We start from the raw sequence: 12,532 nt of genomic DNA, 5'->3' as shown, positions 1-12,532 counted from the left end.
TTTCGGGGTGTAATGGCCATTCCGCGCCCGGTGACGGGCAGGATATATCGGAAAGGCAGGATCGCATGCACTACAGTCGTCTGTTGATGTTCGGAACCGTTGCGTCGCTGGCGCTTCTTGCAGCCTGCGGCCCGTCGCCCGTGGCACAGGACGAGGCCGTGGCGCCGGAAGCCTCCGCCGAAGCCGCTGACGCGACCATGCCCGAAGCCGCCCCCGAGGCAGCGCCGGCAGCAGATGCCGCTGCGGCGCCTGCGGCGGATACACCTTCCGAAGCCGCAGCGGCGGCTGCGCCTGCCGCTGAAACCGCCGCTGCTGCGCCTGCCGCTGCCGCCGTCGTTCCGGCCAGCACCGGTTCCGGTTTTGCGAACTACACCGGCGATGCCGCCAAGGGCCGCGTCGTCTTCATCCAGTGCCAGTCCTGCCATACGCTGGAAGCCGGCAAGAATCGTGTCGGTCCGTCGCTGCATGACCTCATCGGCCGCGAGGCCGGCACGGTGGAAGGCTTCCGCTATTCCCCGGCCAACAAGAACAGCCACCTCGTCTGGAGCGAGGAAACCCTGTTCACCTATCTCGAAAACCCGCGGAAGATGGTTCCCGGCACCACCATGGCCTATGCCGGCCTGAAGGATCCGCAGAAGCGCGCGGATCTCATCGCCTTTCTGAAGGTCAACGGTCAGATCTGAGCCTGAGGGAACGGCAAGGCCCGGGCAGGCATCGCCGCCCGGGCCGGCTGCTCAGCCGAAGGGGCCGTTCAGCGCCACGATTCGATAGTTCAGAAGCCCGGCAAAACTGACCCAGGCGATATAGGGCAGCAGAAGCCAGGGCGCGAGGCGCGCGTGCTTTCTGCTTTCGAGCATCAGCGCCAGCAGCACCACCCACAGGACCAGCAGTTCGGCAAAGGCCCAGTCCGGCCGATGCAGCCGGAAGAACAGCAGGCTCCACCCGATGTTGAGGCCACCGCTCAGCATGTGCAGGCCAAGGAGCCTGCGCCATGCATCGGGCGTTCGAACCTTCGGGAAGGTCACGATGGCCGACAGCGCCCACAGGGCGAGGATCGTTGTCCACACGATGGGGAAGGCGGCATCGGGCGGCGCCCAGCCTGGCTGCTCAAGGGCGCGATACCATGGCCCAAGCTGGGTGAGCGAGCCGCCGACGCCGGCGACAAAGGCAGCGCCAAGCGTCGCGAAGGCCACGGTCAGCACGGGGAAGGGTCGTTTCTGCATAGGGGCTTCTCTCCTGGCCGGTTACCCATGTTGCTGGAAATATCTTGCCCGGATATGTCCTTAGCATGAACATGGCGGGAGGCGCAGGGATCCGCCCGTGCCGCCATGCTTCTTCCCCGGCCCGATGGGTGCTAAGGCAGGCGATGATGCCTCGACATATCACCCCCTTCGCCAGCCGTCACAATCATCCCTGCGCCTCTTTCCGGGCTGGCTGGGCGGGGAAAGGCGCATGAGCGCGGGGCTTGTCTGGGAGCGCGACGGCCGGAACTGGCCGCAGCGCCACGCGAGCCGCTTTGTCGAGGCGGGTGGCATACGCTGGCATGTGCAGATGGAAGGCGCTGGCCCCCTGCTGCTGCTGCTGCACGGAACCGGGGCGGCAACCCACAGCTGGCGGCATCTCTGGCCGCTTCTCGGCCGGCATTTCACGCTTCTTGCCCCCGATCTTCCGGGCCAGGGCTTCAGCAGCCCGGGGCAGGACATGTCGATGCAGGGTATCGCCCGCGCGGTGGCCGGTCTTCTCGATGCGCTGGGCCTCAGGCCCGACGCCGTCGTCGGCCATTCGGCGGGCGCCGCCATCGGCGCGCGCCTGGCGCTGGACGATCATGCAGTGCCGGGGCTTATCGTCGGCCTCGGAGCGGCGCTTCAGCCCTTTGCCGGTCCGATGTCCCTTTTCGGCCCTGCCGCCGCCCGGCTTTTCAGCCTCAACCCCTTCGCGTCCCACATGATGTCCATGTCGGCGGCGCTGGCGGGCGACATGCGCGGCCTCATCGCCCAGGCCACCGGTTCCTCCATCGATGCGGAGGGAGCGCGACATTATGGCAGGCTCATGCGCGCCCACCCGCACATGGCTTCCGTCCTCGGCATGATGGCGGACTGGGATCTCGACCGCCTCGATAGGGATCTGCCCCGCCTCGGCATGCCTGTCCTTCTTCTGCACGGCGCCCGTGACAGGGCCGTACCGCCCCACCATGCCGATGCCGCCGCCGCCCGGATTCCCCTTGGGCGCGCCATGCAGCTGGGCGGGCTGGGCCATCTGCCGCACGAGGAAGCGCCCGCCGTGATTGCCGGCAAGATCATCGGCGCGGCCCATGAGGCCAGCCTGCTGCCGCAGCAAAAGCGCGCCGCCGGTTAAAGCCTGGGCCTTCCGGCCGTTTCCATCGGTACGGAAGGGGGAGCAGGATGGATCTTTCCGGCCATGACCGGTTCCGCCCGAGCGCCGGGCAGGATGCGCGGGCGCAGGCCACGGGTGAATCGCTTCTGGCCATCGGCTGGACGGCGCTTGCCTCGGGGCGGGCCGAATCCCTGGATATCCATCTCGGCTCAGGCCTGCAGGTGACCGGCGCGCTGGCCATCCGGATCGGTGGCGGAATCGCCGAGGCGGCGACGCGGGCGGGCGAATTTACGCATGCCTTTGCCGTGGACGATGTGGTGATGGTGCGCCAGAACAGGCGCGGCGCCCGCCCCGGCGCCTAGGCCGGGCGCATCATGTCGCCTCTGCCGCTTCGCTTGCCGCCATCATGGCCCGCGCGATCAGCCGGTAGCTGTCCAGCCTTGCCGCATGGTCGTGCAGGATGTTCACCAGCATCACTTCGGATGCACCATAAAGGGCGGCCTTGCGCTCGATGCCGGCGCGGCACTGGCCAGCATCGCCCAATATGGGCGCGCGGCCCGGCGGCGTCGGCACTTGGTTTGCGGCCAGCCAGCGTGCGGCATCATCGGCATGGGGGACGGGGATCAGCTTTCCCATCATCATGTGGGCGAACATCATGCGGGAGGGGCCATAGAGCCAGTGCGCCTTTTCCGCGTCGTCGGCGGCAATGGCCCAGCAGGCCACCATCACCAGCGGTTCGGCCAGCCTGCCGGATGGCGTGAAGGCGGCGCGATAGCGGTCCGCCAGTTCCGGGCTTTCGCCGGCAATGAAATCGGCGATGCAATAGGGAAGGCCCATGGCGCCCGCCAGATGCGCGCTGTCGGCGCTTGACCCGAGTATCCAGATTTCCGGCTTTTCCGCCCCGCCCGGAAGCATGGAAGACAGGTGCCGGAAAGGATGATCGGCCGGTAGCGTGCCATCATAATGGCCGATAAGTTCCGCCACCTGCTCGGGAAAGGCATTGGGCGCGCGGGCCCGGCGATCCTGCTGGAGCGCGAAGGCTGTCAGCTGGTCAGAGCCCGGGGCGCGGCCAAGCCCCAGGTCGATTCGATCGGGAAACAGGCCCGCAAGCATCGAGAAGCCTTCCGCCACCTTATAGGGCGAATAATGCGGCAGCATCACGCCACCCGTGCCAATCCTGATCCGCCGTGTTTCGCGGCCAATGGCCGACAGCATCAGCTCCGGCGAGGCGGATGCGAGCGAGGGCGTCGCATGATGCTCCGCCATCCAGAAGCGCCGGTAGCCAAGTTCGTCGCTCAGGGCCGCAAGCTCCAGGCTGTTGCGGAGCGACTGGCCGCCGGTGCCGCCGGCGGGAATGGGTGACTGATCAAGGACGGAAAGGGAAAACATGGGCTGATTATGGGCCGGCTTTCAGTCTTCACAAGCCCATCATCAGGCCAGTGGCCAAGGGCGCGGGCCAATGCCCGGCCTTGCGCTCAGCGCAGCCCCATCACCGCGCGCGCGATGGCTGCGGTCTTTTCGCGGCTATCAGGGAAGCCCGCGGCAATCCACCGCGCCTCGACTTCAGCCAGCCTTCGCGAAACCTGCGGCCCCGGCGGCAGGCCCATGGCGATGAGATCCTTGCCCGAAACCGGCATGCGTGGCCTTGTCCAACCGGCAAGCTGCGCCGCCCAATGGCGGGCGCGGCCATCGCCTGTCAGCAGCAGCCGGTCGATCGCGGCCTGCCCGCCGATGGCATAGGCAAGGGCGCGCGGGTCTTCCGGCACCGGGGTGGGCGTGCAGGCCAGCTGCAACCGCAGCTTCTGCGCATTGGAAAGCTTCAGCCGCGCGCCGATCTGCCCGGCCGGTTCCGGTCCGTGGGGAAGCAGCGCGGCAAGCCGGCGCAGACCATCGGCCGGAACGCCGGCCGCACGCTCGGCCGAAGCCAGCGCCACAAGCCGGGGAAGCGCATCGGCAGTGATTTCGGGCAGCACCGGCTTCAGGATCGCATGATCCAGCATCACCCCGACGGTAGGCGCGGGATCCGGCAGGTGCAGAAGCTTCAGCAGTTCATCCCGGATTCGCTCACGCGAGAGGGCCATCAGGTCGTTGGCGCGGGCGGCGCAGGCGGCCAGGCCCTCCGGGTCCGGGCTTTCGGCATAGCGCGCCGTGAAACGGAAGAATCGCAGGATCCGCAGATGATCCTCGGCAATGCGGCGCAGCGGTTCCCCGATGAAGCGGACGAGATGCTGCCCGAGATCCGTGACGCCACCGAAGAAATCGAGGATCGTGCCGTCGAACGGGTGGGCATATAGCGCGTTGATGGTGAAATCCCGCCGCTCGGCATCGGCGCGCCAGTCATCGGTGAAGGCGACACGGGCATGCCGCCCATCCGTTTCGACATCGCGCCTGAGCGTCGTGATCTCGTAATGGGCGCCATGGCTGACGGCTGTGACCGTGCCATGGGCAAGGCCTGTCGGCACGGCGCGGATGCCCGCCTTTTCAAGCGCATCCATCACCTGCGGCGGCGACAGCCGGGTCGCGATGTCGATGTCGGAAACTTCGAGGTCCAGCAGCCAGTCCCGCACGGCGCCGCCGACGATGCGGCTGTCCCCGCGTGCGGCGCCAAGGCTTTCCAGCAACGCCGGCATGCCCGGCCTGCCGAGCCAGAGTTCGGGTGAGATGTGCGTCATGAAGGGCTGGTCATGAAAGGCGGGCAGCGAGGTTCACCAGCATGCCGGCCGTGACGCCCCAGATCTTCCGGCCCTGCCACTGGATGACATAATAGCGCCGGCGCTGGCCATGCCAGTCCACTTCATGCGCTTCATGGTTGCGCGGGTCGAGCACGAAGGACAGCGGCACTTCGAACAGATCGGCCACCTCGTGCGGGTTGGGCTGGAAGCGGAGACCGGGCGCGATGGTGCCGACAACGGGCTGCACATGATAGCCCGAGCCGGTGCGATAGGGGTTGGACATGCCGAGAATGCTGACGGCTTCGGGCTGCAGGCCGATTTCCTCGCGTGCCTCGCGCAGGGCAGCGGCAACGGGGCTTTCGTCTCCGGCATCGATCCGGCCGCCGGGAAAGGCCACCTGTCCGGCATGGCTGCGCAGATTGGCGGTGCGCGTAGTGAGGATCAGGCCCGGATCGGGCCTGTCGACCACCGGGATAAGGACGGCTGCGGGAACAAGGCCCGTGGCATCGGGCGGTGCGAAATCCGCGACATGGCTGTCGCCCTCGATCACGGGCGCCGAGGGCAGGGACAGGTTGGTTCGGATCTTTTCAATCAGCGAAGGCAAAGAAAACCCCTTCGCTCCACAGCCCCAGTGGCCCGTCATGCGCTTCCTGCTCGGCCAGTGCCATGTCGGCGAGCTGGTAGAAGACGGGGCGATTGACCAGAGCCTCCAGCGGTCTGTCGCGCGGTCCACGCACATGAAGATAGGGCCGGGGCGTGCCGTCCGGCGCGGTTTCGAGCCGCAACGGATGATCCGGGCCGGCGATCACTATGTCATCCGTCAGCAGGCGGAAGGCAATGCGGCGGTCGCGGCCTTCACCCTCGCTTGTGGCCTCCACGGCAAGGAAGGGCGCATCCTCGACGTCGATGTCGAGTTTCTCGACCGGTGTCACCAGCACATGGCGGCCATCCGGCTCCCGGCGCAGGATGGTCGAGAAAAGCTTCACCATGGCCATGCGGCCGATCGGCGTGCCCTGGTGGAACCATGTGCCGTCGGCCGCGATCCGCATGTCGCTGTGGCCGCAGTGGGTCGGGTTCCACTTTTCCACGGGCGGCAGCCGCTTTTCGGCCACTGCCTTCACAATGTCGGCCAGGCTCGCGCCCGACAGATCGAGGGCGGCAGGCCAGATGGGTTCCGCTGTCGATTCCATGCTTCAGGAAATGGGCCTGCGTGCCGCAGAGGTCAAGCTGCGTGGCAGGACTGGTCCGGCGGGAGCAGAACGGCATGGCCGGCATAGAGTGTGGCATCCCGCGCGCGCAGAAGCAGGCGGTCACGGTCGACCGGGCCGGGCAGCAGCCACTGGCCGGTGGCGGCCGCCGAAAAGCCCCAGCGCCCGTAATAGGGCGCGTCTCCGATCAGCATGACAGGCAGCCCCAGCTGGTCCAGCGCGGCCATGGCCTTGTCCATCAGCTTCACGCCGATTTGTTCGCCCCGGCGCCCGGGGTGGCTGACCAGCGGGCCAAGAAGCGCCACCGGCCTGGCTGTCCTACCCTGCTGCCAGACCAGCCGGTGGCTTTCCACGCTGCCGACGAGGCAGCCGTCGTCCATGGCGATGAAGCTGGCTTCGGGAATGAGCGGCGCACCCCGGCGCAGAAGCGAAGCAGTGCGGCGCTGGCGGCCGGGCCCGAAGCAGAGATCGAGCAGTTGCTCGAGTTCATCGGGATCGGCGGCGGTGCGGGGCAGGATCTCCACGGTCGTTCCTTGGCGCTTGCGGGGCGCTCCCTTTCGGGAAGCCATCGGGGATGTGCAGGGGGAAGAGGGGAGCCGTACTCCCGCCGGATGGCCGCCAGCCACCCGCCCGCCGCGCATCCCGGAACGAAGCCGGGCGCGCGGCGGTCAGCCGCGTCGCAACGCCGGCGCGCGGCCCATGGGCCGGCCCGCGCAAGGAGGGGCCATGAAAAAGAGGCTGTGCCGCATGGGATGGGGCCTATACTGTCAGCCCGGAGGGAAGGAAAGAGCCGATGCGACTTGATGACATGCGTCTTTACGACATGAAGATGGCCCCGAATCCGCGCCGGGTGCGGATGTTCCTGGCTGAAAAGGGGCTGGCGGTTCCGCTGGTGGAGGTGGACATCCAGGCGGGCGCCAATCTTTCGCCAGAATATCTGGCCGTCAACCCGCGTGGTGTGGTGCCGACGCTGGTGCTGGCAGACGGGCGGGTGCTGGATGAATCCATCGCCATCTGCCGCTATGTCGAGGCCCTCCGCCCCGAGCCCAATCTCTTCGGCCGGGACGCCTTCGAAATCGGCGAGATCGAGCAATGGCAGCGGCGCATGGAGTTTGACGGCATGTTCAACATTGCCGCCGCCTTCCGCAACAGCGCGCCGGCCTATGCCAGCAGGGGGGCGCCCGGAAGCGGGCCGGAAACCCCCGCCATCCCGGCCCTTGCCGAACGCGGGCAGCTGCTTGGCCGCCAGTGGCTCGACAGGCTGGAAGAAGCGCTGGCGACACGTGAATGGCTGGCAGCGGGGCGTTTCACGGTCGCCGACATCACGGCCTTCATCTGCCTTGATTTCGCGAAATGGGTCGGCCTGAGGGCCGGGCCGGATCATCCGAACGTCACGGCCTATCATGCCCGCATCAAGGCACGCCCCTCGGCCGCGGCCTGAGGAGCAGGCCGCCCGGGGCAGCAAGGCCGGGCCGGGCAGATGGTCTTCAGCCGGCTGCGCCGTCTTCCGGGCGGTTGATCCAGCGTGCGCCATGGTCTTCGGCGATTGCTGCTACCTTCATGGCATCTTCTGTCTGCTCGAAGCGGATTCGGTCGATGCCTTCATCGCGGAGCCGCCAGTCCAGCCAGACATGGGGCGTGGTGAAGGCCACTTCCGCCGGCCCGGCCTCCATCTGCGCGCCGAAAAGCATGGCCTCGCCGACGATCCTGTCGCCCAGCCAGATCAGCGCGCGGCGGTTGGTGAGCATGTAGCGCGCCCGCGCCCGCGCACTCGAACGCAGCCAGACGGGCAGGGCGATGATGAGCATCATGCCCACCACCATCGCCAGTATCAGCGGAAGGGCGCTGGCATCCGGCGTGCCGGCAAAGCCCGAACCCGCGAAATGCGGGCGGATGAGTTCCATGGCAAGCCAGGTGAGAAGCCCGAGGAGAATGAGAAAGCCGAGCAGTTCGATCAGCCGGCGCCCCGCCATGGCCGGGCGTCCCTGCCAGAGCACGGTTTCGCCTTCAGCGGGGGCCTGTGGCCGCAGCGCGCGAGCGCGCGGCATTCCCGCCGCCGAGTCCGCTGCCGATTCGCCCGCCGCCATTGTCTGCTGCTCCCTTGCCTGTCCGCCGGCGCTCTCGTTTCCGAGCGCGCTGGCGGCGCAGTCTCTAGCCCGTGCGAAGCCAGTTTGAAAGCGCCGCCCATGTTTCATCGGGCGCCCGGCTTCCAACCACCATGCCGACATGGCCCGCCGCGACATCGATCCGCCTGATGCGCGCATCATGGGCATGGGGGCGCGCCGGGGCTGGCACCAGATGATCCCGTGTGGCGCCGAGGTCGAGAATGGGAGCCGATATGCAATCCGGCGTGATGATCCTGCCACCCACGCGCCACAGGCCGCGCCCGGTCCGGTCCTGCGCATAGCCATGATCGAAAAGGTCGCGCGCCGATGCCAGGGAAAGCGGCGCGCCGCTGTTTGCCCAGTCCTCGACGGCGGCGAACCATGAACTGTGCGGATCGCCTTCGGGTCGGCGGGCAAGGGCTTCGAACTTGGCGATGACGCCGGCTTCATCAAGGCTCCAGAACAGTGGATTCAAAAGTGAAACGGGCACGGCCCCCAATGTCCGGCCAAGCGGACGGATCGCCTGCCATGTCGAAAGGGCGGCCTTTCGCGCATCATCCGAATAGCCCGAGAAATGCCAGGGCGTCGCCAGCAGGGCGAGCCTTTCGAGCCTTGGCCCCAGATGGCAGGCCGCCGCCATCGCCAGCGTGCCGCCGAGGCAATAGCCGATGAGGGAAAGCCGGCCATCAAGGCCACGCAGAAGCGGCAACAGCCGCGCCGAGACAAGGCCCGCCAGCCCCAGGCGCCGCTCGGCAGGGCCGGTCGGCCCCCAATCAACCATGAAGGTGCGAAAGCCTGCTTCGGCCATGTGCCGCACCAGCGATCGCCCCGGCGCCAGATCGAGGACGGCAGGGGCGTTGATGAGCGAAGGCACGAACACAAGCATCCTGCCACCGGCCGGGCCGCCGAAGTCGAGCAGCCGCACCCCGCCGCGGCTTGCGACGACAGCGGGCCCGGGCATGGGCGGCGGCAGGGGGGCCGACTGATAGCGACGCAACCCCTCGAGAAGATTGGCCATGCGCGCCCTGTCATGGCCAACGACACGTAAGGCGAGAGACAGGAAAAGGGGCAGGGGGTGCGGGCCGCGCCCCGAAACCGGGAATGATTGCGGTGCCTGGCCTGGTTGTTCATCCATTCGGCGTGGCCTTCTGGAATTTCCGGGGGAAGCCATGGAATTGCCGGCTCATGCTGCGCATGCTAAATCCTGAAGACAACATAATCCCGATGGTCGTGGCCCGGTTATCAAGCCATTGCCGAAGGGGCGAGCAGAACGGACGGACATTCGGATGGCAAGCACCAGGGCCACCGATGATGAGCGCAAGCCGGTCATCATCAAGAAATACGCCAACCGGCGCCTCTATGACACCGAAAGCTCCAGCTACATCACGCTCGAGCATCTTTCGCACATGACGCGGGCCGGGCGCGACTTCAAGGTTGTGGACGCGCGCAGCGGCGACGACATTACCCACAGCGTGCTGACCCAGATCATCGTAGAAGAGGAAAACCGCGGCGCCACGCTTCTGCCGGTCAATTTCCTGCGCCAGCTGATTTCCATGTACGGCGACCAGATGCAGGCGATGGTGCCGCATTATCTCGAAGCCTCTATGGAAGCCTTCCGGCGCAACCAGGAACAGGTTCGTTCCACCATGATGGGCATGATGGCGGGCGGGTCGAACCCGTTCGAGGCGCTGGCCCGGCAGAATATGGCCATGATGAAGGCGGCGACCGACATGTGGTCGGGTGGCGCGCCGAAGTCGCAGGCCGGGGAAAGCGCCGAACCGGCGAAGCGCCCCGACGAAGCGGCCACGCCTGCCACGCCTGCCACGGATGACGAGGTGCAGGCCCTGAAGGCCGAACTGAAGGCGCTGCAGGCGAAGATCGACCGGTTCGTCAAGGAGTGAGCGCGCCGGTTGTCAATGCGCCGGTAGCCAATGCACTGGTGGAAGCGCTGGGCGCGGATCTCGTCCGCACCGCGCCCGGGGATCTTGCCCCGCACCTGACCGACTGGCGCGGCCAGAAGACGGGCCATGCCGATGCGCTGCTGCTGCCACGGTCGACATCCGATGTCGAACGCATCGTCCGCACCTGCGGCGAGGCTGGAATTGCGCTGGTGCCGCAGGGCGGCAACACCGGCCTTGTTGGCGGCAGCGTGCCCGAGCCCGAACCGGCAGGCCCGGTTGCCATCCTGTCGCTCAGGCGGATGAACCGGGTGCTGTCCACGGATCCGGCGGGCCTCAGCATGGTGGTGGAGGCTGGCGCCATCCTGGCCGATGTGCATGCCGCAGCAGAGGCCGCTGGCTGCCGCTTTCCGCTCTCCCTCGGCTCTCGCGGCAGCGCCACCATCGGCGGGCTGGTATCCACCAATGCCGGTGGCGTTCAGGTGCTGCGGCATGGCACGATGCGCGCGCTCGTTCTCGGCCTTGAAGCCGTGCTGCCCGATGGCAGCCGGCTCGACCAGCTGACGGCGCTTCGCAAGGACAATACGGGCTATGATCTCAAGCAATTGCTGATCGGGGCGGAAGGTACGCTCGGCGTCGTCACCCGCGTGGCCCTGAAGCTGGCCCCGCCGCTTTCGGCCCGGGCAACTGCATGGGCAGGCGTAACGGGTGCGTCGGCCGCTCTGGCGCTTCTTGCAAGGCTGCGGCGCGCGGCCGGCGAGCGGGTGGAAAGCTTCGAGCTGATTTCGGCCGAAGCGCTCGATCTGGTGCTCGAAAGGATCGCCGGCGCCCGCCAGCCCCTGGCAGACCGGCACCCCATGAACGTGCTGATCGATCTCGAAGGCCCGGCCGATCTGCTGGAAACCCTGCTTTCCGAAGCCCATGCGGCAGGCGAAATCCTCGATGCGACCGTGGCCACCAGCGTTTCCCGGGCCGAGGCCCTGTGGCGCCTGCGCGAAGACATTCCCATCGCCGAAAAGCAGGAGGGCGGGGCGGTCAAGAATGATGTCTCGGTCGCCGTGTCCGACGTGCCCGCCTTCCACGAGGCGGCGACCGAGCTTTTCGCGCGCATCCTTCCCGGAAGCCGCCCGCTGGTCTTCGGTCATCTGGGCGATGGCAATCTGCACTGGAACCTGAGGCCGCCCCCGGGCGAGGCGCCCGGGCCATGGCTTGTAGCCCATGGTGAAACCGCCCGGCGCGCCCTGCATGATCTCATCGCCTCTCACAATGGCTCCATCTCGGCAGAGCATGGCATCGGCACATTGAAGGCAGCCGAACTTGCCCGTCTGGGCCAGCCCGCCCGCCTGAAGGCGATGCGCGCCGTGAAGGCCGCGCTCGACCCGGCGGGATTGATGAACCCCGGCAAGCTTCTTTCCTGAAAGCAAAGGCCTGCGGGCCTTGCTTGCGCGCGGCACGGCCCCGCGCTAGACCCCCGGCCGATCCGGTTTCCGGAAGTTGGCCTGGGCCAGCTGACGGGGGCTATCTTCAACCGACGACCTGCATTCGGGGACACGACATCATGGCCAGCCAACCCGCCGCCCAGCTTCCGCTTTTCTACCGGAACCTCATTCCCCTCACGACAGACCTGCACCTCGGCCATGGCCTGGCAGAGCGCAGCGAACTGGGCTTTGCGCGGGAAACCCACGCCATCCCGATCACGGTCGATGAATTCGTGATGGCGCAGCGCCACTATCCCATCGTCTTTTCCGACGGCGCCGATGGCGTGCCGCTGGCGCTGGTTGGCCTGAAGGAAGGCGAAAATCTCTTCGTCGATGCCGAAGGAAAGTGGAAGGAAGGCACCTATGTGCCGGCCTACATCCGCCGCCATCCCTTCATGCTTGCCCGCCTGACGCCCGAAGCCGAAGTGCTCAGCCTTGTGTTTGATGACAGCTGGAACATCGTCACCGAAGATGCCGACAACAAGCTTTTCGACGCCGAGAAGCAGCCCACCCAGACGACGAAGAACATCCTTCAGTTCTGCGAGCAGTTCGAGCAGGCGATCGCCCGCACCAAGAGCTTCATGGACGAGCTGAACAAGCTTGGCCTGCTGATGGAGGGCCAGGCCCAGATCCAGGTGCCCGGAATGGACCAGCCCGCAACCTTTGCCGGTTTCCGCATGATCGACGAAAAGAAGCTGCAGAACATCCGTGGCGATCAGGCCCGCAAGATGGTGCAGAACGGCATGCTGGGTCTTGTCTATGCGCATCTTTTCTCGCTGTCCCAGATGCGCGAGCTGTTCGCTGTCATGAACCCGGATCTTCCCCGGCCCTGATCGC

Annotated in this window: 15 protein-coding genes; 7 read left to right on the top strand and 8 right to left on the bottom strand. The window is 67.0% G+C overall.

Annotated elements, in window-relative coordinates:
- Positions 1-65: 65 nt before the first annotated feature.
- Positions 66-683: a c-type cytochrome gene (locus tag ACUJ46_RS06660; protein WP_445389685.1), complete on the top strand. Its 618-nt coding sequence runs from the start codon at positions 66-68 to the stop codon at positions 681-683.
- A 51-nt stretch (positions 684-734) separates the two neighbouring features.
- Here the strand turns inward: ACUJ46_RS06660 and ACUJ46_RS06655 are convergent, their stop codons facing one another.
- Positions 735-1,223 carry a TspO/MBR family protein gene (locus tag ACUJ46_RS06655; protein ID WP_445389684.1) on the bottom strand — a complete coding sequence of 163 codons (489 nt, stop codon included), beginning with the start codon at positions 1,221-1,223 and terminating at the stop codon, positions 735-737.
- Between the two features lie 229 nt (positions 1,224-1,452).
- On the opposite strand from ACUJ46_RS06655, the gene bchO reads away from it, so the two are divergent.
- Positions 1,453-2,355 carry an alpha/beta fold hydrolase BchO gene (bchO, locus tag ACUJ46_RS06650; RefSeq protein ID WP_445389683.1) on the top strand — a complete coding sequence of 301 codons (903 nt, stop codon included), beginning with the start codon at positions 1,453-1,455 and terminating at the stop codon, positions 2,353-2,355.
- Positions 2,356-2,402: 47 nt separating this feature from the next.
- Positions 2,403-2,696: a hypothetical protein gene (locus ACUJ46_RS06645; RefSeq protein WP_445389682.1), complete on the top strand. Its 294-nt coding sequence runs from the start codon at positions 2,403-2,405 to the stop codon at positions 2,694-2,696.
- Between the two features lie 10 nt (positions 2,697-2,706).
- Here the strand turns inward: ACUJ46_RS06645 and ACUJ46_RS06640 are convergent, their stop codons facing one another.
- The 5 genes from ACUJ46_RS06640 to ACUJ46_RS06620 all read right to left on the bottom strand — a co-directional run bounded on the left by ACUJ46_RS06640 (position 2,707) and on the right by ACUJ46_RS06620 (position 6,738).
- The gene (locus ACUJ46_RS06640; RefSeq protein WP_445389681.1) at positions 2,707-3,723 is read right to left on the bottom strand and encodes an LLM class flavin-dependent oxidoreductase; all 1,017 of its coding nucleotides are present in this window, start codon (positions 3,721-3,723) and stop codon (positions 2,707-2,709) included.
- A gap of 86 nt (positions 3,724-3,809) precedes the next feature.
- On the bottom strand, positions 3,810-5,006 hold the full coding sequence (locus ACUJ46_RS06635) for a CCA tRNA nucleotidyltransferase (RefSeq protein ID WP_445389680.1): 1,197 nt from the start codon (positions 5,004-5,006) through the stop codon (positions 3,810-3,812).
- 10 nt (positions 5,007-5,016) lie between these two features.
- Entirely contained in the window at positions 5,017-5,610 is a 594-nt protein-coding gene (locus ACUJ46_RS06630; RefSeq protein WP_445389679.1) for a CoA pyrophosphatase, read from the bottom strand.
- Positions 5,594-6,196 (bottom strand): DUF1285 domain-containing protein, encoded by a 603-nt coding sequence (locus ACUJ46_RS06625; protein ID WP_445389678.1) that lies wholly within the window; start codon positions 6,194-6,196, stop codon positions 5,594-5,596. The genes ACUJ46_RS06630 and ACUJ46_RS06625 overlap by 17 nt, the downstream gene beginning before the upstream one ends.
- 32 nt (positions 6,197-6,228) lie before the next feature.
- A complete protein-coding gene (locus ACUJ46_RS06620) occupies positions 6,229-6,738 on the bottom strand; it encodes a GNAT family N-acetyltransferase (RefSeq protein WP_445389677.1) in 510 nt (169 codons plus the stop codon).
- A 269-nt stretch (positions 6,739-7,007) separates the two neighbouring features.
- Between ACUJ46_RS06620 and ACUJ46_RS06615 the strand changes: the two genes are divergently transcribed.
- A complete protein-coding gene (locus tag ACUJ46_RS06615; RefSeq protein ID WP_445389676.1) occupies positions 7,008-7,655 on the top strand; it encodes a glutathione S-transferase family protein in 648 nt (215 codons plus the stop codon).
- 46 nt (positions 7,656-7,701) lie between these two features.
- Here the strand turns inward: ACUJ46_RS06615 and ACUJ46_RS06610 are convergent, their stop codons facing one another.
- Complete coding sequence (locus ACUJ46_RS06610) at positions 7,702-8,262, bottom strand: hypothetical protein (RefSeq protein WP_445389675.1); 561 nt, start codon at positions 8,260-8,262, stop codon at positions 7,702-7,704.
- Positions 8,263-8,365: 103 nt separating this feature from the next.
- Positions 8,366-9,337 carry an alpha/beta hydrolase gene (locus ACUJ46_RS06605; RefSeq protein ID WP_445389674.1) on the bottom strand — a complete coding sequence of 324 codons (972 nt, stop codon included), beginning with the start codon at positions 9,335-9,337 and terminating at the stop codon, positions 8,366-8,368.
- Between the two features lie 268 nt (positions 9,338-9,605).
- Between ACUJ46_RS06605 and phaR the strand changes: the two genes are divergently transcribed.
- The 3 genes from phaR (at position 9,606) to ACUJ46_RS06590 (ending at position 12,528) form a co-directional block, all read left to right on the top strand.
- Positions 9,606-10,220 (top strand): polyhydroxyalkanoate synthesis repressor PhaR, encoded by a 615-nt coding sequence (gene phaR / locus ACUJ46_RS06600; protein ID WP_445389673.1) that lies wholly within the window; start codon positions 9,606-9,608, stop codon positions 10,218-10,220.
- On the top strand, positions 10,217-11,635 hold the full coding sequence (locus ACUJ46_RS06595) for an FAD-binding oxidoreductase (RefSeq protein ID WP_445389672.1): 1,419 nt from the start codon (positions 10,217-10,219) through the stop codon (positions 11,633-11,635). Before phaR ends, ACUJ46_RS06595 begins: the two co-directional genes overlap by 4 nt.
- A 140-nt stretch (positions 11,636-11,775) precedes the next feature.
- The gene (locus tag ACUJ46_RS06590) at positions 11,776-12,528 is read left to right on the top strand and encodes a SapC family protein (protein WP_445389671.1); all 753 of its coding nucleotides are present in this window, start codon (positions 11,776-11,778) and stop codon (positions 12,526-12,528) included.
- Positions 12,529-12,532 lie beyond the last annotated feature (4 nt).

This window comes from Sandaracinobacteroides sp. A072 (genome assembly GCF_052616365.1).
This window is presented reverse-complemented; position numbering and strand designations above follow the sequence as displayed.

What these genes read in the sequence shown, in the direction of transcription:
- ACUJ46_RS06660 (WP_445389685.1), top strand. Translation starts at nt 66, where the DNA reads ATGCACTACAGTCGTCTGTTGATGTTCGGAACCGTTGCGTCGCTGGCG.
- bchO (WP_445389683.1), top strand. Translation starts at nt 1,453, where the DNA reads ATGAGCGCGGGGCTTGTCTGGGAGCGCGACGGCCGGAACTGGCCGCAG.
- ACUJ46_RS06655 (WP_445389684.1), bottom strand. Translation starts at nt 1,223, where the DNA reads ATGCAGAAACGACCCTTCCCCGTGCTGACCGTGGCCTTCGCGACGCTT.
- ACUJ46_RS06590 (WP_445389671.1), top strand. Translation starts at nt 11,776, where the DNA reads ATGGCCAGCCAACCCGCCGCCCAGCTTCCGCTTTTCTACCGGAACCTC.
- ACUJ46_RS06640 (WP_445389681.1), bottom strand. Translation starts at nt 3,723, where the DNA reads ATGTTTTCCCTTTCCGTCCTTGATCAGTCACCCATTCCCGCCGGCGGC.
- ACUJ46_RS06635 (WP_445389680.1), bottom strand. Translation starts at nt 5,006, where the DNA reads ATGACGCACATCTCACCCGAACTCTGGCTCGGCAGGCCGGGCATGCCG.
- ACUJ46_RS06645 (WP_445389682.1), top strand. Translation starts at nt 2,403, where the DNA reads ATGGATCTTTCCGGCCATGACCGGTTCCGCCCGAGCGCCGGGCAGGAT.
- phaR (WP_445389673.1), top strand. Translation starts at nt 9,606, where the DNA reads ATGGCAAGCACCAGGGCCACCGATGATGAGCGCAAGCCGGTCATCATC.
- ACUJ46_RS06615 (WP_445389676.1), top strand. Translation starts at nt 7,008, where the DNA reads ATGCGACTTGATGACATGCGTCTTTACGACATGAAGATGGCCCCGAAT.
- ACUJ46_RS06610 (WP_445389675.1), bottom strand. Translation starts at nt 8,262, where the DNA reads ATGCCGCGCGCTCGCGCGCTGCGGCCACAGGCCCCCGCTGAAGGCGAA.
- ACUJ46_RS06605 (WP_445389674.1), bottom strand. Translation starts at nt 9,337, where the DNA reads ATGGCCAATCTTCTCGAGGGGTTGCGTCGCTATCAGTCGGCCCCCCTG.
- ACUJ46_RS06625 (WP_445389678.1), bottom strand. Translation starts at nt 6,196, where the DNA reads ATGGAATCGACAGCGGAACCCATCTGGCCTGCCGCCCTCGATCTGTCG.